The following is a 21,821-nucleotide window of genomic DNA, read 5'->3' on the forward strand; positions in this document are numbered from 1 at the left end:
GGACGGCGGTCCTTTCGGTAGTGCGGGTCACACGGGCGGCACCGGTAGGCCGCGGCGGGGCTTCCCGCCGCGGCCGGCCTGTCGGCGGACCGTGGGAACGGTCCGACCGTGGATCAGTCCTGTCCCGATATCCTCCGCCACATCATGATGCCGAAGGCCTCGGCGTCCTTCTCGGTTCCCGTGTCACCGTAGTTGCGCATCCGGTTCTGGTGGTGGGTCTCGTGGAAGAACGTGATCACGGCCTCCCGCATGTTCCGGAGGCCCTTGTTGGACATCTCGATGATCGGCAGCCCGTTGCGGCCGGTCTTGGGCTTCGCCGGGTACGGATAGCTCGTCCGGTACGTGTGCGGGCTGTTGCCGTAGTTGAGCTCGCCGGTGTTGGCGTCGATGATCCGTTCCTTGTGGACGACGTCGTACTTGTCCCACTCGGAGCGATAGCCGGCCCGGGAGAGGTACTGCTTGAGCCGGCCCAGGCTCACGACCGGGCCGTCCGCGTACTCGTTGGGCTTCTTGTCGGGCTTGCTGCGGTAGGCGTTGCCGTCCTTGGTGCCGCCGTTGCCGGCGTCCGGGGTGGCCGCGGGCTCGTCGGCGCTCTTCGCACCGCTCTTGCCGCTGCCGCCCGGCTCCGTCCCGCCCTTGCCGGTACCGGACTTCGGGGTGGACGGGGCGTCCCCGCCCTTCGGTGTGGTCGGCTCCGGATCGGCCTTGGTGGTGGTCGGCAAGTCGCCGGAGAGCAGCTTCTTGACGGCACTGACCACATCGTCGCCGGACTCGACCGCGACCTTGACGGCCTTGACCGCCTTGACGCCGGCGCTGATCATCTTGACGGCGCCGTAGCCGTCGATCAGCAGCGAACCGACCACCCCGGTCCACTGGCCGGCCACGTACGAGGTGGAGCTGGTGTCGACGCCGAACGCGTTGGCGAGCGGGTGGTCGTCGACGTAGCCGGTGTGGCCCAGCCGGAACGGGGAGTCGTTGGAGTACCCCGTCATGTCGTTGAACACGTCGTTGTCGCCGTTGGCGATGTCGGCGAACGAGTTCCAGCCGTCGGAGAGCCAGTTGACGCTCCACTGCCACGGGTCACCGACGATGGAGTCGCCGACACCGGTGAAGAAGCTGCCGACGTCGCCCCAGCTCCACCAGAGGCCGTTGGGGTCGCTGCCGGAGGTGGGGTTGCCGGCCCCGTAGCCGTAGCCACCCATCTGGTTGGGGTCGCCGGCCTCGAAGACCGGGTCCACCTGGAGGAAGCGGCCCTGCACCGGGTCGTACTGCCGGGCGCCGAGCAGGTCGAGGCCCGACGTGGTGTCGGTCGGCCTGCCCAGGTAGCCCCGGTTGTCCGCCCAGCCGCCCGGCGCGGTGCCGCGCGGGTTGCCGTACGGGTCGAAGGCGCGCCGGGTGACGGCCAGGGTGGTGCCGTCCACCTGGAGCTGCGCGGTGCCCTGCGGGGTGGTCGGCTGGTAGCTGATCGTCCCCTTGCTCGAACGGACCGTCACGGTGCCGTCGGGCGAGCGGTAGTACCGCAGGCCGGTCACCGACTTGGTGGCGCCGTCCAGGGTGAGCTGCTGGGTGCCCGCGAACAGGTAGAGCGTGGTGCCGGCCGGTCCGCGCTGGAGCAGCAGGCCGCCGTCCGCGTCGTACAGGTAGCCGGTCTGCTTGCCGTCGGTGGTGACCGTCGCGGTCCGGCCCTCGGCGTCGTAGCCGAAGGACTGGGTGGACGGACGGACACCGGTGGTGGTCCGGGTCTCCACGTTCCCGGAGGCGTCGTAGCCGGGGGTCAGCACGCTGGTCCCGGTGGTGGGGTTGCGGGTGGTGACGCTGGTGACCGCGGTCGGCTTCTTGACCGGAGTGCTGCCGCCGCCGGGGTAGGCGAGGGTCTGGGTGGTGTCCTTCGCCGCGTTGCCGGTGACGTCGTGGCTCACCTGCTGGGTGCGGTCACCGAGTCGGTTGAACTGCCAGTCCAGCCAGTACGGGTCCGGGCCGCCGACGGTCGTCGGCGTGGGGCGCGCGGTGTTGCACTGGCCGAGCTGGCCCGCCGTGGCGGCGGTCAGCCCCTTGGTGTCGGTCCAGGCGGTGACCAGCCGGTGCTGGGCGTCGTAGCCGAAGCACTGGGTGTCGACGGCCCGGTCGGTGCCGCCGCTGGAGCGGACCTCGGAGACCGCGGTGACGTTGCCGGCCTGGTCGTAGCGGTAGGCGGTGTCGGAGATCGGGTTGGCGGTGTTGTTCTGCAGGGTGACCCGGCTGGTGGCCGGACGGCCCGTCGCCTGGTCGTAGGTCTGCGCGGTGCGCAGCTGCTTGGCCGGTGTGCCGAGGGTGGTCTGCAGTACCTGGCCGAGCGGGCTGTACTGGACCGTGGCGACGTACGGCCGGCTGGGCGAGCCCATCGCGACCAGGCCGCCCTCCAGGTTGTAGCCGTAGCCGACGGTCTCCGCCGGGAGCCCGCCGGCGGCGCCGTACTCGGACGAGGCCAGCAGGCCGACGGTGCTGGTGTACGAGGCCTTGGCGGTGTAGGTGCCCGCCAGCGCGCCCTCGCTCGCCGGGATCACCGTGGTGGTCCCGGTCGGCTGGCCGACGGCGTTGTAGCCGTCGAACTTCTGCACGTAGGCACTGCCGGCCTTGCCGCCGACGTAGCGGACGGACGCGACCGGCCGGCCCTTGCCCAGGCTGTCGTAGGTCCACTCGGCCAGCAGCGCGGCCGGGTCGCCGGGGGTGTCGCCCGCGTACTCGGCGGTCCGGCGGCCGAGCACGTCGTAGCTGAACGAGAGGCTCTGCTTGCGGGCGTCGGTGGTGCGGACCACCTGGCCGAGGTCGTCGTACCCGGTGCTGGAGTCCCCGGTGGACGGGTCGCTCTGGCCGGTGGTCCGGCCCTGGAGGTCGTAGGTGTAGGACCAGGTGTTGCCCACCGTGTCCTTGACCGTGGCGATCTGGCCGCGCGGCGTGTAGGTGTAGCGGGTGGTCAGGTCGGCGGCCGGGGTGGTGTTCGCGGTTCCGGTCGACCAGAGCCGGACGTTCGCGGCGTCGTAGACCGCGACCTCGTCGTCCGCCTGCACCTTGAGGTACCCGCCGGCGTGTCCGGCCGTCCCGCTGGACCACAGGGTGGTCTTCCCGGTGGCGTCCAGGACCACGAGGTTGCCGTCCGCCTGCATCAGCGCGTAGGCGCCCGGGTGGCCGCCGGTGTTGGCCGACCAGAGGGTCCGGCCGTCCACCAGTGCGGTCAGCACGAGGTTGCCGTCGGCCTCCATGGCGAGCCGGACGCCCGCGGAGAGCACCGAGGTGCCCGAGGAGAGCCGGCTGCCGCCGTCGAGCCTCCGGTCCGGCGTGGTGTCGCGGACGGTGGTGGCGGTGGTCCGGCCGAGCGCGTCGGTGTAGGTGCTCTTCGCCTTGCCGCCCTGGGCCGGTGTGGTGTCGACCCGCTCGACGCCCCGGTAGGTCGAGGTGGACTTCCACAGCGTGCTGGCGAAGGACACCAGCGTGGTGGTCACCGGACGGCCCTGGCCGTCGAAGGCGGTCCGGGTCACCGACGGTCCGGTCCGGTTGGCCTCGGCCCACAGGGTGGTGGACGGGGCGTTGGCGGCGTCGGCGTAGGTGCCGATACTGGAGACCGTCCAGCCGTGCGAGTCGTAGTAGGTGGAGGTGATCAGCCGGCCGGCCGAGTTGTCCGCCGGGGTGGACTGGGTCTGCCGGGGCTGCAGGGTGCCGTCGTAGATGGTGACGGAGGTGCTGTACGAGCCGTCCTCGCGCAGGCCCTTGGTGGTCACCGAGGACGGCGTGGGGTTGTCGCCCGCGCCGTGCACGTCGTAGGCGTACGTCCGGTCGGGGGTCTGGGTGGCCCTGTCGCGGCCGGGGGACCAGACCTTCTCGCGGCGGCCGAGCGCGTCGTAGGTCGCGTCGGTGACCAGGTTGTTGACGTCCACCGCGTGGGTCACCGAGCCGCGGCCCGGGGAGACCGTACTGCTGGCCGCCCACTTCAGCGGGTTGGTGGTGCCCAGCTTGGTCGGCAGGACGCCGGACGGCGGGTCGTAGCTGCTGGTGGTGGTCCGGCCCGCCGCGTCCGTGCTGGCGGTGACCCGGCCGTACCGGTCGAAGGTCATCGCGCCGAGCACCTGGAACCGCGGCTTGCCGGCGGCGTCGTAGGAGGTGACCGCCTCGGTCGCGGTGACGTTGCCGAGGGTGCGGCCGTTCTGACCGAGCACGCCGAGCGTGCCGGGTCGCTCGACCGAGCCGTCCCCGTCGTAGTAGACCCGCTTGTGCGACAGCGTGGTGGTGGTGCCGGGCACCGTGGTGCACGGGCCCGCGAGGCTGATCGTCTCCTTGGGGTAGACCAGCATCATCGGGTTGTCCGACGGGGCGTCGGCGTACGTGGTGACGGTGCAGGTCCGCTGCTCGGGTACCGAGAGGTCGCCCTCCTCGTCGGCCTTCCAGATCCGGCCGTAACCGTCGAAGGTGGTGCCGGTCCTGGTGGTCCGCCACTTGCCGTCCGACAGCAGCCCCATGGTCCGGGACGAGGTGGAGGTGATCCGGCGGGCGGTGGTGTCGGGCAGCGTCGAGAGCTTGTCCGGCGCCGGGTCCGCGGAGGTCCACGCCTTGCGGGAAGCACTGGCCGTGACGGTGGTGCCGGGCGGGGAGGTCAGCGTACGGGTGACCACGGCGCCACCGGCCTGGCTGTGGCCCAGGGTCTGGTAGGGGGTGCCGGCCATCCAGGCGCTGTCGGTGATCTCCTCGTCCAGGACGTTCTTCACCTTGACGGTGCGCTTGGACCCGTCGGCCTTGTAGTCGCCGTCCATGCCCTGGAGGTAGGAGACGGTGCTCTGGGTGATCGGGTCCGGGGCCGCGCCCGTGGTGGTGGTGACGGTCCGGAAGCCGCGGAAGTCGTTCCACGTCCGGTGCTTGTCGTCGGTCAGCTCGGAGTCGTCCCGGTGCCAGGCGGCGCCGTCCGCGTAGGTGTAGCCGGTGACCTTGGCGGGCGAACCGGCCTTGGTGCGGTCGCTGGAGGTGACCTGGGAGACCAGGGTCTTGTGGAACCAGTCCTCGATCGGCTCGACACCGCCCGGGGTGTTCCAGAACACCGGGTAGCAGGCCATGGTGTTGGCGTCGGCCGAGGCCGGCATGGTCTTCTTCTCGCGCGAGCACTCCGGCGCCCGGTAGGTGACCGCGACCGACTCACCGGTCTCGGTCTGCACGCTGGAGATCCTCGGGTGGTACAGCGGCGGGGCGGCCGGGGTGAGGCCGTCGACCCGGTTGTCCATCTCGATGCCGACGAACTTGACCGGGTCGAGGGTGATCGGGCCGTCGCCGCCGGCGGAGGTGTCCTTGCCGGTGTGCACGATCTCCGAGAGCCACATCACCGACTGCAGCGAGCCGGTGGCCTTCGGGTCCTGGGTCTTTCCGGTGACCGGGTCGTAGGTGCCGCCCGCGTCCGAGAAGACCTGCTTCAGCTCGTAGGTGTCGACGTCCTGCCAGCCGGAGGAGGTCCGGACCCTGGTGTCGACGCCCTTCAGCCGGTGGGTCTGCCAGAAGGTCGGACCGCTGATCAGGCAGACGCCCTCGGTGTCGCCCTCCTCCCCGATCCTGGTCTTCCAGTCGGAGGGGCAGTTCAGGTCGTACGGGGTGTCCGGCCAGTCCTTGGCGGTGTCCGAGGAGAGGTTGCCGTCCTTGCAGACGGTGTCCGAGGTGGTGCACCGCTGGGCCGTGCGGAAGACGACCTGGGCGGCCGGCTCGCGGCCCGCCCGGGCGTCCGCCAGCTGGTAGCCGTAGGAGATCCGGGTGAGGTGGCCGCCCCGGACGTACTTGGTGAGGGTGCCGCCCTTCTCGTCCTTGTCCTCGTCGGGGACCTGGCCGAAGCCCATGTTGTAGTAGTTGGACTCGGTCGACCAGTCGTAGCGCTGCACGTTGCCGTGCGGGTCGACCACGAAGTCCAGGTTGAACCGGTAACCCACCGGCCTGTCGCACCGGGAGTCGTCGCCCTGGTCCGAACTGTGGCACGGGTCGCCGGACTTGGGATGGTAGACCGGGATGCCCCAGGCGCTGTCGGTGGCGTCGTCCGCGGTGCCGCCGGGCGCGTGGTTGAGGCCCAGGTAGTAGGCGGTGCCGTCGGTCGTGGTGACCTTGAAGTACTCGCCCTGCCAGAGGCCGTTGGTCGCGCCGCTCAGCCGCTCGATCCGGGTGCCGTCGTCCGACAGCAGGTGGTAGAGGCCGTCGGAGTCCTTCACCAGCTGACCGCTGTGGCTGCCGAGCGAGAGGGTGGCGTTCCAGCCCGCCCAGCAGGAGTCGCCGGAGTCCTTGATGCCCTGGTCCTTGCAGCTCTTGTAGGAGCGCTCGATGAAGCCGGGGCTGTAGGACCAGCCGTCACCGATCCAGGACGACTGGGAGTTGCGGGCCGAGGTCTCGCCGTCCACCGACTGCGAGTCGTAGGACAGGCTGACCGCCGGCGCCTCGCCGCCCAGGGAGGGCGGCACGGTCACCGGGTAGTGGTAGGTGAAGGCGCCCGAGGCGGAGGCGGACCAGGCGCCCGAGGCGGACAGCGAGGTCGCGCCGAAGTCGCCCTGGGAGCCGCTGGTACCGGCCACGGCGGCCACCGCGACGCCGGCGGAGGACCGGGCGGCGGCGGTCGCGGCCGACGGGGCGGCGAAGACGCTGCCCGCGTTGCCGGCCCCGGTCCCGGTCCCGGCGGCAACGAGCGCGACGGTGCCGCTCAGCTTCCGGTGGACCGGGTCGTTGACCGCCTCGACGGGCGTGCGGGTGCGGCAGGCGGCGACCTGCGGCGTGGTGAGCGCACACGCGGGCATCGCCACCAGCTGCAGCCGGGAGGCCCAACCGCCGCCGTACGCCTGCTCGATGGCGCTGTAGTCCAGGGACACCGCGACATTGCCGGTCTCCGTCCGCGCGTCGGCCCGGTCCAGACCGACCAGCAGGCCGTCCACACCGGCCTGCTTGGCCTGGCCCCGGTCGGCGAGCTTCACCCGGACCGAGGAGACCGGGCTGACCGGGGCGACCGACGGCGCGAGCGCCTTGGCCCGGGCGCCGAGCGCGGTGGGCGCGGCGGGCGAGACCGCGACCGGCAGGTCGCCGGCCTTCGCCTCGCCGGCCGGCGCCGACAGGCCGAGCACCGCCGGGACCTTCCCCAGGTCGACGGTGGCGGTCGCGGCGGCCGGCCACCGCACGGGCCCGACCACGTGCGGGACGAGCTCGCGGGCACCCGGCGGGACCGCCGGAGCGGCCGCGCCGCCGGGCCGGCTGTCGGCCGGGGCACCGGGGACCTCGGGCAGGTCGGGAAGCGGGTCCGCCTCCCAGACCTTGTCCGTGTACTGATATCCGCCGACGATGGAGTCGGCCACGGCGAGCGGTGTCACCAAGGAGAGGACCGCGGCCGTCGCGACCGCGACGGTCCCCCGTTTCGCCCAGGCCCGTTTCCGGACACCGCTGACTCCGCGCGTTCCTGCGCGCATGTTGAATCCCCCAGAGAACAAAAAACAGCCGGTGCCTGACGGACCACCAGCTGACGGCTCATTCGGCCGATCGGAACCGTATTGCCATGGTCAAGCCAAGGCAATACCCTTCCCCAGCGGTCACTCCGCCCCCTTTCGTCACGCGGGCCCCAAGAAGCCTTCACAAGTGGCACCAGGGTGAGCGAAGACCGCAAATCCGACACGTGGCGGGGGGCCACGGGGCGACCGCCGTGTGAGGAGAGTCACAGCGGCGCCCGGGACCGCCCGCCTCCGGTCCCTGAAAGGGCGATCCATGGGGGAGCACCTCCGCGCCCGGAGAAATCCGGTGCGCACACTGACCCGCCGTCTGGCGCTGTCGGCGGCGGTCACCGGCCTGCTGCTCGGCAGCGCCGGTCCCGCACTGGCCGACGACCCGGCCGCCGGCGCCGCTGACCCGACCGGGACGACCGCCCCGGCGGACTCACCGCTCGCGGCCGCCAGGGCCGAGGCCGCCCGGACCGGCGCGCCGGTCACCGTCGACAGTCTGACCACCGAGACCGCGCGGACCGTCGCCAACGCCGACGGCACCTTCAGCGTCACCACGCACCTGCAGCCCGCCCGGGTGCGCAAGGACGGTCACTGGAAGGACGTCGACGCCTCCCTCGCCAGGAACGGCGACGGCACCCTCTCCCCCGCGGCCACCCCGTCCGGGCTGGCCCTCTCCGGCGGCGGCGCCGGACCGCTGGCCACCCTCACCGATCCCGAGGGGCGCAAGCTCTCCTACACCCTGCCCTTCCCGCTCCCCGCCCCGGTGGTGACCGGCAGCACCGCGCGGTACAACGGCGTCCTGCCGGGCGTCGACCTCAAGGTCACCAGCACCGACCAGGGCGGCTTCCACGAGGTCCTGATCGTCCACAACGCCGCGGCGGCCGCCGACCCGGCACTCGCCGCGCTCAGGTTGACCGTCCGGGTCAGCGGGGGCCTGTCGCTGACGGCCGACCAGGACGGCCGGGTGGCGGTCACCGCCGCCGACGGCAGCGCGGTGTTCCGCTCGCCGACCCCGCTGATGTGGGACTCCGCCACGACGCCCGGCCCGGCCTCCGCGCCGGCCGCACCGGCCGCGCCGGCCGCACCGGCCGCGCCGGCCGCACCGGCGTCCAAGTCGCTCGCCGGGCCGCAGGCCGCGCCGCGCGCCGACGCCCCCGCGGACGCCCTCCCCACCGACCCCGGACCCGTCGGCACCGAACCCGCCACGGCCTCCACCCCCGAGCAGCCCGGCAGCTCCGCCCAGGTCAAGCGGATCGCGGTGACCCAGCAGGCCGACACGCTGACCCTGGTGCCGGACGCCGGCCTGCTGGGCGGCGCCGACACCGTCTGGCCGCTCTACATCGACCCGTACACCAGCCCCGTCACCAGCAAGAAGAGCCACTTCGTCACCGTCAAGGAGGGCTGCGCGAGCCAGAGCCCCTACGACGACGCCCAGGACAACGGCGAGGGTGTCGGCTACCAGCGCTGGCAGGACTGCCTCGGCCTCAACCGCGCCTACTTCGAGCTGAACATCGCCAACCTCGACAAGAAGATGGTGATCTCCAAGTCCGTCGTCCACCTGACCTCGACCTACGGGGCGTCGTTCGACTGCGACAACGAGAGCGACATCCGGCTCGCCACGGTGACCGCGATCAGCGGGTCCACCACCTGGAGCCACCAGCCCACCACCACCGGTGACGGCTTCATCGGCGGCACCCAGAAGGTCAAGAGCTCCAACATCGGCCAGAAGTGCGGCAACCACGCGCTCAGCTTCGACGTCACCGGGCAGATCAGGAAGCTGTCGGGCGTCAAGGACAGCTGGACCTTCGGCCTCTGGGGCAACGAGTCCAAGTCGACGAGCAACAACGACTTCGTCCGCTTCGCCAACAACCCGTACCTGACCACGGTGTTCGACATCGCCCCCGAGGTCCCGGACGGCCTGGGCACCACCCCGGCCACCCGCGCGCCCGCGAGCAACGGCTGCGGCGGCGCCGCGGACGGCTGGATCGGCCAGTCCGGGCTCGCCGGGGACGCCTCCGACATCAGCCTCGACGCACACCTGAACACCGAGATGAGCGGGGTCAACCTCCGCTCCCGGTACGAGATCTGGGACACCAAGACCGCGGCCGCCGACGGCGGCTCGACCGACCGGGGCGCCCCGGTCAGCGGCTGGGTCAGCGACGGCGGCACCACCCGGGTCAACATCGGCTTCAAGGTCGCCGACGGCCACCAGTACGGCTGGCACGTCAAGGCCGAGGACGGCACCCTGGCCAGCGGCTGGTCCCCCAACTGCTACTTCAAGGTCGACCTGAGCGCTCCCAGCCTCCCCTCCTTCACCGACTCGCCGGTCTTCCCGCCGCTCGGCGGCGACCGGGCGCCCACCGGTCACGCCGGTGACACCGGCGTCCGGATCGCGGTGACGGCCAACGACCCGACGCCCACCGGCTGCACCCGCGGCAGTTGCGTCAGCAGCGGCATCGACCGCTTCGAGTACGCGCTGGACACCAACATCCCGGCCAACGGCGCCGCCTCGGTGAACGCCGTGGCCACCACCGGCGGCAGCGCCGGTGCCGAGGTCCCGATCGTGCTGAGCGCCGCCCAGTGGGGTGCGCACACGCTGTTCGTCCGGGCCGTGGACAACGCCGGCAACACCCAGGGCACCGTCGGCCAGTACAGCTTCTTCGCCCCCTGGAACCCGGCCGCCAAGGTGACCGCGGGCGACCTCGACGGCGACGCGGTGCCCGACCTGGTCGCCCCGACCACCGACGGCGACCTCGTCCTGGTCCGCGGCAACGCCGACCCGGCCGGTCCTCCGGTCAGCGCCTCCACCAAGGCCGGGAGCCCGGACGGCACCGGCTGGGACAACTACCTGGTCGCCCACCGCGGCACCGCCACCGGCACCAACGTCGACGACCTGTTCGCCTACTCCAGGGCGACCCACGAGCTGTACCTCTACCAGAACGACGCCGTGACGCCCGGCGGTACCTCGGGGCGCTTCACCCTCACCCAGAACGTGGTGCCCATCCGGAACTCGGGCTCCTGCCCGGCCAAGGGCTCGGACGGCACCTGGAACAACGTCACCCAGATCCTCGCCCCCGGCAAGCTCGCCCAGTTCGCCGACGCCCCCGACCTGATCACCGTCGACAAGGGCGAACTCTGGTACTTCCCCGGCACGTTCCAGGCCGGCTGCAACCTCGCGGCCGGGGTACGGATCGGCACCGGCGACTGGTCCCGCACCACCCTGGTCGCCCCCGGCTCGGTGGGCGGCGTGCCGACCCTGTGGGCCCGTGACGACGCCACCGGCGCCGTCAGCAGCTTCCCGCTCACCTTCGAGGGCGGCGTGCCGACCACCCGGATCGCCGCGCCGGGCCACGCCCCGCTGGTCTCCGGCATCCTCGACACCGCCAACAAGAACCTCTGCCTGGACATCGCCGGCGGAAAGACCGTCAACGGCACCGCGGCCTGGATGTACACCTGCAACGGCACCGACGCGCAGCAGTTCACGCTCGGCGCCGACGGCAGCGTCCACGCCCTCGGCAAGTGCCTGGACGTCAAGGGCGGCGACACCGGCAACGGCACGCCGGTCCAGCTCTACCAGTGCAACGGCACCGGCGCCCAGCAGTGGGCCCCGGGCCCCTACCCGGGCAGCCTCAAGAACACGCAGTCCGGCCGCTGCCTGGCCGACCCGGCGGGCAACCGCAACCCGCGCACCCAGGCGATCATCTGGGACTGCCTGAACATCGCCGACCAGAAGTGGGCCGCCACCACCGGCAATGTGCTGCCCACCGCGCAGAAGGTGCTGCCGCTCGGCGTCGGCGAGCGGGACCACCCGACCGTCGCCTCCCCCGGCGACGTGCAGGGCACCGGATTCCCCGCGCTCTACGCCGGCTCCCGCTCCGGCCGGCTGACCGAGTACCCGGGCGCCGCACCGGCCGGCGGCCTCGCCGCCTTCGGGGCACCGGTCGGCATCGGCAACGTCCGCCAGCCCTCCGCCTGGTGGAAGCTCGACACCACCGCGGACAGCATCCGCCCGAGCGGTGGCCTCACCCTCACCGGCGGCGCGGCGCTCGGCACCGACCCGGCGCGCGGCGGGGTCCTGACCCTCAACGGCTCCACCGGGTACGCCGCGACCGCCGGTCCGGCGGTGGACACCGGCCGCAGCTACACGGTGTCGGCCTGGGTGAGGCTCAGCAGCCTCGCCGAGAACTCCACCTTCGTCTCGCAGTCCGGCACCAACGCCAACGCCCTCCAGCTGTACTACTCCAGCGGGGCCCACGCGTTCGCCTTCGGGCACGCCCACGCGGACGACACCGCCGGTGCCTTCACCAGCGCCTACGGACCCACCACCGGTGCGCTGGCACCGAAGACCGACACCTGGTACCACCTGGTGGGCGTCTACGACGCGGACTCCGCGGACCTGCGCCTCTACGTCAACGGCGAGGCCGCGGCCACCGCCGACTACGCGGGCACCGTCTGGAACGCCACCGGCCCGCTGCAGCTCGGCCGCCGCCTCTACAAGGGCGCCTACGGGGAGTACGCCGCCGGCCGGATCGCCGACGTCCAGCTCTACCCCGAGGCACTCACCGCCATCGGCGTCGCCTCCCTCGACGGCAGGCGTCCCGTCCCGACCCGGCTGAGCTGACCCCCTCCACGGCCACCGCGGCCCGTCCACCCCGCACCGGGGTGGACGGGCCGCGGTCCTTCGCGGGCACCGACGACCGGGATGGGCCGCCGACACCGCCGTCCTTCGCGGGCGCCGACGGCCGGGACGGGGGCCGGCGACGCCGCCGTCGCGGTCCGAACGGCACGGTCTAGCGCGGGGCGTCCAGGTGGTAGAGCGCCGAGCAGGTCCGGCCGTGCAGCGGGGTGATCTGGCGGGCGGAGACCGGGGTGTGGCCGACCGCGGCCGTGCAGTAGCGGGAGTCCGGGACCGGCAGCGGGCGCAGCGTGACGCCGGTGGCGGGGGCGGCGACCGCCACCCCGCCGAGGGCCAGCCCGGCCGTCAGGGCGGCGAGGACGATTCGGCGGGCGAGGCGCATGGGGTACCTCCGGAGGAGCGCGAACGGGGGACGGCGGCGGCCGGGGACGGTGGCCGCCGTCCCCATTCGAACGGCGGGTGCGCCGGGCGGCCGGGCCGACACACCGCGCGCGCCGCTAGTCGTACGTGTACGACTGCGCCCGGGACGGTCCGGGTTCGGCCGTGGGGCGGCTGTGGGGCAGCCGTGCGGCGGCGCCCGCCCGGCGTCATCCGGAGGATCCGCCCCGGCTCTCCCCCGGCTCGTCCCACAGCTCCTGGGCGCACGCGCCGACGAGCGCGCGGATCCGGGCCAGCGCCTCCCCCGCCGGCAGTGGTTCCGGCCGCCGGCCGTCCCGCAGGCGCAGGGCGAGCAGGCCGTCCGCCGCCTCGCGCGGACCGAGGACCGCCTGGTACGGGACCAGCCGCGCCGCCCGGATCCGCGCGCCCAGGCTGCCGTGCTCGGGCCCGGCGACCTCGGCCCGCAGCCCGAGGTCCAGGGAGCGCTCGCGCACCTGCTCGGCCCGCGCCCGCTCGCCCTCGGTCAGCGGCAGCAGCACCAGCTGGGTCGGGGCCAGCCAGGCCGGGAAGGCCCCGCCGTACAATTCGATCAGATGGGCGACCACCCGCTCCACGCTGCCGATGACGCTGCGGTGCACCATCACCGGGCGGTGCTTCGCCCCGTCCGGTCCGATGTACCGGAGGTCGAACCGCTCCGGCTGGTGGAAGTCGATCTGCACGGTGGAGAGGGTGGACTCGCGCCCGGCCGCGTCGGCGATCTGGACGTCGATCTTCGGCCCGTAGAACGCGGCCTCGCCCGCCACCGCCTCGAACGGCACGCCGGAGCGCGACAGCACCTCGGTCAGCAGCGCGGTGGCCCGTTCCCACAGCGCCGGGTCCGCCACGTACTTGCCGCCCTCGCCCGGCAGCGAGAGCCGGTACCGGACCGGCCGGATGCCGAGCGCGCGGTGCGCCTCGCCGATCAGCTCCAGCGCGGCCACCGCCTCGTCCGCGGCCTGGTCGGGGGTGCAGAAGACGTGCGCGTCGTTCAGCTGGATCGCCCGCACCCTGGTGAGCCCGCCGAGCACGCCGGAGAGTTCGGAGCGGTACATGCCGCCGAGTTCGGCGATCCGCAGCGGCAGTTCGCGGTGGCTGCGGGGCCGTGAGCGGTAGATCAGGGCGTGGTGCGGGCAGAGGCTGGGGCGCAGCACGACCTGCTCGGAGCCGAGGTCCATCGGCGGGAACATGTCGTCCCGGTAGTGCTGCCAGTGGCCGGAGAGCTCGTACAGCTCGCGTTTGCCGAGCACGGGCGAGTACACGTGGCGGTATCCGGCGCGCCGCTCGCGGTCGCGGACGAACTCCTCCAGGGTGTGCCGGATCGCGGCGCCGTCGGGAAGCCAGTACGGGAGGCCGGATCCGATCAGCGGATCGGTGTCGAAGAGGCCGAGCGCGCGGCCCAGCCGACGGTGGTCGCCGTCGGGTCCAGCAACGCGGACGGGGGCGGGAGCGGCGTCGGCCTCGGGGGCGGGAGCGGCCTCGGCGTCGGGAGCGGCGTCGGGGGCGATCGGGTGGCTGTTCACGGGGGTCTCCACTCTGCGGTGCGGGCGAGTGGACGGGTACGACGAAGCCCCGGGGCACTCGCCCCGGGGCTTCGCACTAAGTCAGCAGTCAGCGCGCCGGGACTCTCTCCGGCGTCGTCGTGAGGACGGCTGCAGCGCGCTTCATACCGTCCACGCTAGCAGCCGATCGCGCGGGTGGGCGAACGGTTTTCCGCCCGGCCCGGGGCGGGCCGGGCGGCCGCCCCGGGCTCAGTGCAGGACCTCGCAGCCCCGTGCCGCCAGGGCGGCGAGCAGGGGAGGCGCCGGTTCGACCGGGTTCCAGCGCAGGTCCAGCTTCTCCAGTGCGGGCAGCCCCGCCGCCCCGTCCGCCAGCCAGTCCGGCAGCGCGGTGATCCGGTTGCCGCGCAGATCCAGTCGGCGCAGCCGGGGCAGGCCGGCCAGGGCCGGGGGCACCTCGGTGAGCGCGTTCTCGCGGAGTTCGAGTTCGCGCAGCTCGGCGAGCCCGGCGAAGGAGTCCGGCAGGCCGGTCAACGCGTTGCCGCGCAGCCAGAGTTCGCGCAGCGCGCGCAGGCCGCCGAGCGAGTCCGGCAGTGCGGTGAGCAGGTTGTGCTGGGCGCGCAGCTCGACCAGTCCGGTCATCGCGCCGATCTCGGCGGGGAGTTCGGCGATCCGGTTCTCGCCGAGGTTGAGGTAGCGGAGGGCGGTGAGCCGGCCGAGGGCGGCCGGGAGCCCGGTGAGCACGTTGTCGTGCAGGTAGAGGAAGTCGGTGAGGCCGGCGAGGTCGCCGAGTTCCGCCGGGACGGCGGAGATCCGGTTGTGGCCGAGGTCGAGGGTCCGCACCCGGTTCAATCGGCCGATCCGGGGCGGGACTTCGGTGATGCCGGTGTCCGCGAGGATCAGGACCGTCAGCTCGGTGCGGTCCCAGACCTCCTCGGGCACGGTGCCGAGGTGCTGCCGCCAGAGGTTGAGGATGATGTCGGTCACCCGGCCATCCTGCCGCCCGGACCGGGCCGGGGCACGTCCGCGTCCCGGTGCGCCCCCACGGCCAGGTGCACTGCTTGACGCTTGCATGCCATGCTCGGGAGGATGCCGGAACCGTCCGACGAGCTACGCGCCGACCGTCCACGCCCCACCCTCCGGTCGGCCGGGAGAGGGCCCCCCTTGGCCGTCCATCCACTGATCCGACGAGCCGGCCGACTGGCCGGCGCCGTCCTCCTCGCCCTCGCCGGGGCCCTGACGGCCGCCGGCCCGGCGCACGCCGACTTCGGCACCGACTACCACGACCCGTTCACCGCGGCGAAGCCGCTCACCCGGCCCGACACCCGCTCCTGCACCGTCGAACTGATGCGTGACCAGCCGTTCCGCAACGGCTACGGAAGCCCGCCGGACACGCCGTACACCACCACCGTCACCCCGCCCGCCGACTGCGCCGGGCCCTGGTCCTCGGTCGTGCTCGACCTGCACGGGCAGGTCGCCGGGCGGCAGTTCGACCGGCTGTTCACCGTCCGGGTCGGCGGCGTGCAGGTCCTGCTCTCCTCCACCCCCGAACCGTCCAAGGACGGCATCGAGTGGGCGCTCGAACGCGATGTCACCCGCTACGCACCGCTGTTCGCCGCCGGGCCGCAGCCCTTCGCGCTCGACCTCGCCAACGTCACCGACGACACCTACACCGGCGTGTTCCGGATCTCCGCGAGCCTCACCTTCTACACCCCCTCCGCCCGCTGGCCCGCCGCCACGACCGCCGACCGACTGCTCACCACCGGACCGTTCGGACTCGACCGGGCGACACCGAGCGCCGGCACCGACCTCACCTTCCCGCCCAACCTGGAGCGCCTGACCGCCGAGGTGTACGCGCGCGGCGGCGGCGCCTGCGAGGAGTTCGCCTACGCCTCCGCACCGGAGGAGTTCGCCAGGGCCAACCCCGGGACCGGCGTCTGCGGCCAGGGCCCGTTCCGCGAACTGCGGCTCAGCGTCGACGGACGGGTGGTCGGCGCGGTCTGGCCCTACCCCGTGATCTACACCGGCGGCTGGGACCCGCTGCTGTGGCGGCCCACGCCGGGCGTCTTCGCCTTCGACCTGCCCGCCTACCGGCTGGACCTCACCCCGTACGCCGGGCTGCTGGTGGACGGCCGCCCGCACCGGGTCGCGATCGCCGTCAACGCCGCCGAGGCCCGCAGCAACGACCTCTGGACCGGCCAGGTCAACCTCTTCGCCGAGGTCGACCACGGCGCCGCCCGCACCACCGGGCAGCTGACCGACTACCGGGTGGCCCCGGAGGCCGCGACCACCACCGCCCAGCGCGACCACGGCGGCGGCAGCGGCGACTGGACGGTCACCGCCGCCCGGCACGACCTCGCCCGGGGCTGGCTGCAGACCTCGCACGGCCGGGTCACCACCGAGGTCCGCGACGACCTCGTGTTCGGCTCCACCCAGCGCTTCCGCGCCAACGGCAACGACCTGACCCTGCGCAACCGCACCGACCTCACCCGCACCACCGCCAGCTGGGGCTCCGGCCCCCGGCGCACCAGCACGGTCCACGAGAGCCAGCCGCTCGACGTCACCTACCGGTACACCCAGGACGCGGCCGGCAACACCGACCAGACCACCGCCATGGAACTCGGCCAGCACCGCGAGGCGACCACGGCGACCGGCGGCCGGGTGACCGGACGCAGCACCGTCGACCACACCCTGCGCCCGAGCGCCCACCGCCACGACGGCGACACCACCGTCCGCACCGGCACCGCCACCGAGGACTACCGCAGCACCGGCCCGGACGGCCCCTACCACCGCACCGTCACCACCGTGGACGGCTGGCCGGTCGGCTGACCGTCCGTCCGCACCGGGCCGGGCCGGGCCGGGTCGCTGGTCAGGCCCAGCCCGGTCCGGTGCGGTGCGGCGCCCCGACCCGGCCCGGTCCGGCGGACCTCAGCTCATCCGGAACACCGGCCCGCGCGCCGTGAACGGCAGCGCGGCACCGCGCGGGACGAGGAAGGCGTGCTCCCGGCGCAGCCGCAGCACGTCGCACTCGCCGTCGGTGATCACCAGGACGGGCGCCCCGGGAGGGAAGTCCTCGGCCCGCTCCAGCAGGTCGATGCCCGGCTGCAGCACGGTGCCGCCGCGCCCGTGCACCCGGAGCCGCCCGGCGATCTCCTCCACCGGGAGGTAGCCGGCGTCGTGCGCGGCGGCGTCGCAGTGCACCACCCGCGCCGCCGGCACGTCCCGGGCGGCGGCGTAGGAGGCGATCGCGCCGAGTGCCTTGCCGAGCAGCGTCCGGTCCATCGAACCGGAGGTGTCCAGGACGACCCCGAAGGTGCAGCGCGGCACCTCCTCCTCCGGGTGGTGGCGGCCCGCTCGGGGGATGTCCGGCGTGGCGGACTGCCGGCGGGCGGGGCGGGCGTAGCTGCGCACCGGTTCCGGCCGGGGCACGAACTCGTCGAACCAGCGCGCCAGCAGCGCGTCCCACGGGAGCGGCGGGTGGGCGAGCGCGCGGATCTCCTCGACCAACCCGGCCGGCAGCAGGCCGCGTTCGCGCCCGTGCAGCTCGAAGCCCTGCTGGAGGCCGCGCCGGTAGAAGTCGTCGAGGTCCACGAAGTCCCGCGGCGGCCCCAGCCGTTCGCCGAGGACGTCCGGTCGGTTCTTCCCGGCCAGGGTGGCCAGCCGGCGGATCCGGCGCCGGTCGTGGACGATCCGGTCGTACACCTCCTCGGCCGACAGGCCCTTCAACTGCGGGTCGTGCAGCAGCCCGTCCGGCATCTCGCCGACGCCCATCTCCAGCAGCCAGCCGTTGATGACGTAGTCGGCGGCGACGTTGAACAGGAACGCGTCCCGGCCGCCACGGCGCTCGCCGTGCCGCAGGGCGGCGTGCAGGATCTCGTGGCCGAGGACGAACCTCCACTCCTCGTCGGAGTAGCGGCGCAGCGGGTTGACGTAGATCTCCCCCACCTCGGTGTCGACGGCGGCGACGGCGATGTCGTGGGCCCGGGCCAGTTCGGCGTCGGCCACCACGGTGAGCCCGGCCGCGACGACGCCGAGCAGCGGGTACGAGGAGACGAACCAGTTGAGCGCCCTGGTCCAGGGCCGCTCGGGCAGGCGTTCGCCGGTCTCGGCGTCGAACCGGCCACCGGCCCGCTCCATGGCGGCGGACATGGTGCGGGTGAGCGCGGCCGCGAACTCCACCGTCCAGTCCTCGGGCGGCCCGTGGCCGCGCCACTCCAGCAGCAGCTGGTCGTGCTCGGCGGTCCCGGCCGTCCCTGCGGTCCCGGCGACCGAGGGCGCGGGCAGACCGTCGCGGCGCCACCGGGCGGCCAACTCCTCCTCGCCGCCGCCCGGGTACTCCTGCGGGAGGACGACCGGGGCGCGGCCGACGGGGAAGGTGGCGAGGAAGCGGTTGACCACCGCGCAGCGGGCGGCGGACTCGAAGGCATCGGGCGGGGTGCGGGGGCCGCGGGCGCCCGGCAGGTGGCCGAGGCCCAGGTGCAGCAGGGCGTGCGCGAGGACCCAGGCCCACTCCTCGGGCTCGGCCCGGCGGCGCGGGTTGATGTGCAGGGTGCCGTTGGAGTCGGCCACCGCCCAGCCGTCCGGCGGGGCGGTGTCGCAGTTCTCGGTACGGCAGATGTCGGCGCGCAGGGCGGCGAGGGCCGGATTGCGGCGGAGCAGCCGGACCCCCTCCACGAAGGCCTCGGTGCCCGGGTCCGACTCCCTCCGGTCGGCCGGAGCGCGCTTCACGGGCGGACCCGGACGGTGTACTCCACCGACGGGCGGGGCTCGGCGGTGCGCCTCACCGGCGGGCTCCCGACGACGCGCCTCACCGACGGGCCTCGACCAGCCGGGGCATGTCCCGGGCAGCCTCGATCAGGAACCAGGGAGGCAGCACCGGGTTGCCGTCCGCACCGTCGGCGATCACCGTCCGGGCGACCTCCACCGAGATCTCGGCCAGCTGGACCAGCAGCGACTTGGCCCGGAACGCGGTCTGCCGCTGCGCCCCGGAGGCGTGCTCCTTCTGCGCGGGCAGTTCCTTGACCAAGCGGCCGCGGAAGGCGTCGGCCAGGTAGTAGAGCAGGTCGCGGTCCTCCACCCGGTGCGGCCAGCGGGCGTCGCCCTTGAGGATCGCCTCCAGGCCGTAGGAGTTGCGGACGATCTTCGCGTAGCCGCAGAAGGCGATCGCGTGCTGCGCGGTGAGCAGCCCGTGGGCGACGACCTTGAGCGTCCCCTCGTCCAGGGTGGGGCCGAAGGAGTGCAGCGCGTCGGAGAGCATGTGCCAGGCGCGCGGGGTGGAGAACGGCTCCTCGGTCTTCGGCGGCGCGGACCACAGGTGGTCGGGCCGGTCGGTGAGGTGGTCGACGATCCAGGGGTGGATGCCGGCGCCGCCCGCCCAGCGCAGCCAGTCCTCGGCGCTGGCCCGGAGGTGGACGTGCACCATGCGGTTGACCAGCGCGGACGCCATCGGGCGGGCGAGCGCGCCGTCGGTGGCCCGGTTTCCGGCGCCGATCACGATCGAGCCGGCCGGCAGCTCGTAGGAACCGATCCGGCGGTCCAGGATCAGTGAGTAGAAGGCCTTCTGGACGTCCGGCGAGGCCGCGTTGAGCTCGTCCAGGAACAGGCAGTAGGGCTGGTCGCGGGCGATCTGCTCGGGCGGGCAGAACCGCGAGCGGCCCTCGGGGGTGAGCTGCGGGACGCCGATCAGGTCCTCCGGGGCGAGCTGGGTGCCGACCAGGCTCACGCACTCCAGACCGAGCGCCTCGGCGAACTCCCGGACCAGGGAGGACTTCCCGATCCCCGGGGCGCCCCAGAGGAACACCGGGCGGACGGTGGCCAGGCCGAGCAGCAGTTCGGGGATCTGGGCGGGCGAGACGCTGACTGCTCCCTGCACGGGGCTCCTTCGCGGCGACGGTGCGTGACCGGCCCAGTGTGCGGCGGGAATCGGTCCGGGCGCACCTGGATTTCCGGGCCCGGGAGGCGGATCCGCTCCCGGGCCCGGCGGACCGGACGGCTGTCGGCACGGCGTCCGTCGAGAAGGGGCAGCGGCCGGCAGGGTCAGCGGCCGACCTCGCGGGCGCGGAGGTCCTCGACGGTCTCCCGCCGGATCAGCAGCCGCAGCCGCCCCTCCCGCACGGCGGCGACCGGCGGCCGGCCGACCAGGTTGTAGCCGGAGGCCATCGAGAGCTGGTAGGCGCCGGCGGCCGGGACGGCCAGCAGGTCCCCCGGGCGCAGGTCGGCCGGCAGCGTGGCACCATGCACCAGGACGTCGCCGGCCTCGCAGTGCCGGCCGACCACGTCGAAGGTCGCGGTCGGACCGTCGGTGGGCCGCCCGACCGTGCGCACCTGGTAGGCGGAGCCGTAGAGGGCGGGGCGCGGATTGTCGCTCATGCCGCCGTCCACCGCAGCGAAGGCCCGGCCGTCCGTGCCCCGCTTGACCGACAGGACCCGGTAGAGCGCCACCCCCGCCGGAGCCGCGATCGCCCGGCCGGGCTCGACCAGCAACCCGGGGACGGCGAGGCCGTGTTCGGCGCAGCGGGCGGCGAGCCGGGCGGTGAGCCCGGCGGCGAAGCGGTCCGGGTCCAGCTCCGCGTCCTCGGCGAGGTAGCGGACGCCGTACCCGCCGCCGAGGTCGAGTTCGGGCAGTTCGACGCCGTGCCGGTCGCGGATCTCGGCGAGGAGTCCGACCAGCCGGTCGACGGCGGCGAGGTAGGGTCCGGTCTCGGTGATCTGGGAGCCCAGGTGGCAGTGCAGGCCGGTGAGCCGCAGGTCGGGCTGGCCGAGGATCCGGGCGACCGCGTCGGCGGCGTCCCCGCCGTCGATCCGGAAGCCGAACTTCTGCCCCTCGACGCCGGTCCGCACCGCGCGGTGGTGCCCGGCGGCGACCCCGGGCAGGACCCGGACCAGTACCCGCTGCGGGGCGTCCGCGACGGCCAGGGCGGCCAGCCGGGGGATCTCGGCGGCGCCGTCGACGACGATCCGGCCGACCCGCAGGCGGCGGGCGAGGCGCAGTTCCTCGGGGGTCTTGGCGTTGCCGTGCAGCAGGATGCGCTCGGGCGGGAAACCGGCGGCCGCGGCCAGGCGGAGTTCGCCCGCCGAGCAGACGTCGAGGCCGAGTCCTTCGTCGGCGGCCCAGTCCACCACCGCGCTGCACAGGAAGGCCTTGGCGGCGTAGAGGACCTCGGCGGTCGGCAGGGCGCGGCGGAAGGCCCGGGCGCGGGAGCGGAACTCCTGCTCGTCGAGCACGTAGAGCGGGGTGCCGAAGCGGTCGGCGGCCTCGGCCAGCCCGACGCCGCCGATCAGCAGGTCGCCGTTCGGGCCGGGACGGGCGGAGGCGGGCCAGGGGCTGCCGAGCGGGCCGGGGTCGGCGGCGGGCAGGGGCCTGGGGTGGCGGACGGGTTCGGGGCCCGGGGAGGACGGGGGCGTGCGCAGGGTGGTCGTCACACGGTGCTCCTGGTCGGAACAGGGCGGGAGGGGAAGGACGGGGGTCGGCGGCGCGCGGTGGGCCCGGCCGACGGGTGGTCAGTCCTCGTAGTGCATCGCGTGGCGGCAGTGCGCGGGGCTCGTGCGGCGCTCCTCGGGTTCGCGCTCCGCCTCCGTCGTGGCGGCCGCGCCGGACTTGGGGTCGAAGACGGTGCCGTGCAGCAGTCGGCGCAGCAGGGCCTCCTCGGCGGCGCCGGACAGCCGGCGGTTGCGGGGGGCGTCGGAGATCACCTGGAACTCGGTCATGGCGGGTCGTCGTCCTTCCGGTCGCGACGGGGGCCTCGGTCGGTCCCGCTCGCAGATCCAGTCCACCCCCGCGGGCGGGCCTCCGCACCGGCTCTT

General features: G+C 73.8%; 10 protein-coding genes. 2 read left to right on the forward strand and 8 right to left on the reverse strand.

From position 1 onward, the window contains the following. Positions 1–113 precede the first annotated feature (113 nt). Positions 114–7,331, reverse strand: coding sequence for an RHS repeat domain-containing protein (locus ACW14Y_RS04515; RefSeq protein WP_456985946.1), 7,218 nt, complete (start codon positions 7,329–7,331; stop codon positions 114–116). A gap of 436 nt (positions 7,332–7,767) precedes the next feature. Here ACW14Y_RS04515 and ACW14Y_RS04520 point away from each other — a divergent pair, with 436 nt between their 5' ends. Beyond that, on the forward strand, positions 7,768–12,090 hold the full coding sequence (locus ACW14Y_RS04520; RefSeq protein WP_456985947.1) for a LamG-like jellyroll fold domain-containing protein: 4,323 nt from the start codon (positions 7,768–7,770) through the stop codon (positions 12,088–12,090). Between the two features lie 169 nt (positions 12,091–12,259). Here the strand turns inward: ACW14Y_RS04520 and ACW14Y_RS04525 are convergent, their stop codons facing one another. From ACW14Y_RS04525 to ACW14Y_RS04535, 3 genes are all read right to left on the reverse strand, one after another. Beyond that, positions 12,260–12,487 carry a hypothetical protein gene (locus tag ACW14Y_RS04525; protein WP_380394262.1) on the reverse strand — a complete coding sequence of 76 codons (228 nt, stop codon included), beginning with the start codon at positions 12,485–12,487 and terminating at the stop codon, positions 12,260–12,262. Between the two features lie 205 nt (positions 12,488–12,692). Continuing rightward, positions 12,693–14,042, reverse strand: a complete 1,350-nt coding sequence (gene thrS / locus ACW14Y_RS04530) for a threonine--tRNA ligase (RefSeq protein ID WP_456985948.1) — start codon at positions 14,040–14,042, stop codon at positions 12,693–12,695. A 228-nt stretch (positions 14,043–14,270) separates the two neighbouring features. After that, positions 14,271–15,005 (reverse strand): leucine-rich repeat domain-containing protein, encoded by a 735-nt coding sequence (locus ACW14Y_RS04535; RefSeq protein WP_456985949.1) that lies wholly within the window; start codon positions 15,003–15,005, stop codon positions 14,271–14,273. 177 nt (positions 15,006–15,182) lie between these two features. Between ACW14Y_RS04535 and ACW14Y_RS04540 the strand changes: the two genes are divergently transcribed. After that, the gene (locus ACW14Y_RS04540; RefSeq protein WP_456985950.1) at positions 15,183–16,847 is read left to right on the forward strand and encodes a peptide-N4-asparagine amidase; all 1,665 of its coding nucleotides are present in this window, start codon (positions 15,183–15,185) and stop codon (positions 16,845–16,847) included. A gap of 99 nt (positions 16,848–16,946) precedes the next feature. Here ACW14Y_RS04540 and ACW14Y_RS04545 read toward each other — a convergent pair whose 3' ends face one another. From ACW14Y_RS04545 to ACW14Y_RS04560, 4 genes are all read right to left on the reverse strand, one after another. Further along, positions 16,947–18,746, reverse strand: a complete 1,800-nt coding sequence (locus ACW14Y_RS04545) for a vWA domain-containing protein (protein WP_456985951.1) — start codon at positions 18,744–18,746, stop codon at positions 16,947–16,949. Positions 18,747–18,825: 79 nt separating this feature from the next. Continuing rightward, on the reverse strand, positions 18,826–19,890 hold the full coding sequence (locus ACW14Y_RS04550; protein ID WP_380299123.1) for an ATP-binding protein: 1,065 nt from the start codon (positions 19,888–19,890) through the stop codon (positions 18,826–18,828). 164 nt (positions 19,891–20,054) lie between these two features. Next, positions 20,055–21,440 (reverse strand): diaminopimelate decarboxylase, encoded by a 1,386-nt coding sequence (lysA, locus tag ACW14Y_RS04555; RefSeq protein ID WP_456985952.1) that lies wholly within the window; start codon positions 21,438–21,440, stop codon positions 20,055–20,057. A 78-nt stretch (positions 21,441–21,518) separates the two neighbouring features. Next, positions 21,519–21,725, reverse strand: a complete 207-nt coding sequence (locus ACW14Y_RS04560) for a hypothetical protein (protein WP_380438986.1) — start codon at positions 21,723–21,725, stop codon at positions 21,519–21,521. Between the last annotated feature and the right edge of the window lie 96 nt (positions 21,726–21,821).

The organism is Kitasatospora sp. cg17-2 (genome assembly GCF_054031055.1).

What these genes read in the sequence shown, in the direction of transcription:
- ACW14Y_RS04560 (WP_380438986.1), bottom strand. Translation starts at nt 21,725, where the DNA reads ATGACCGAGTTCCAGGTGATCTCCGACGCCCCCCGCAACCGCCGGCTG.
- ACW14Y_RS04525 (WP_380394262.1), bottom strand. Translation starts at nt 12,487, where the DNA reads ATGCGCCTCGCCCGCCGAATCGTCCTCGCCGCCCTGACGGCCGGGCTG.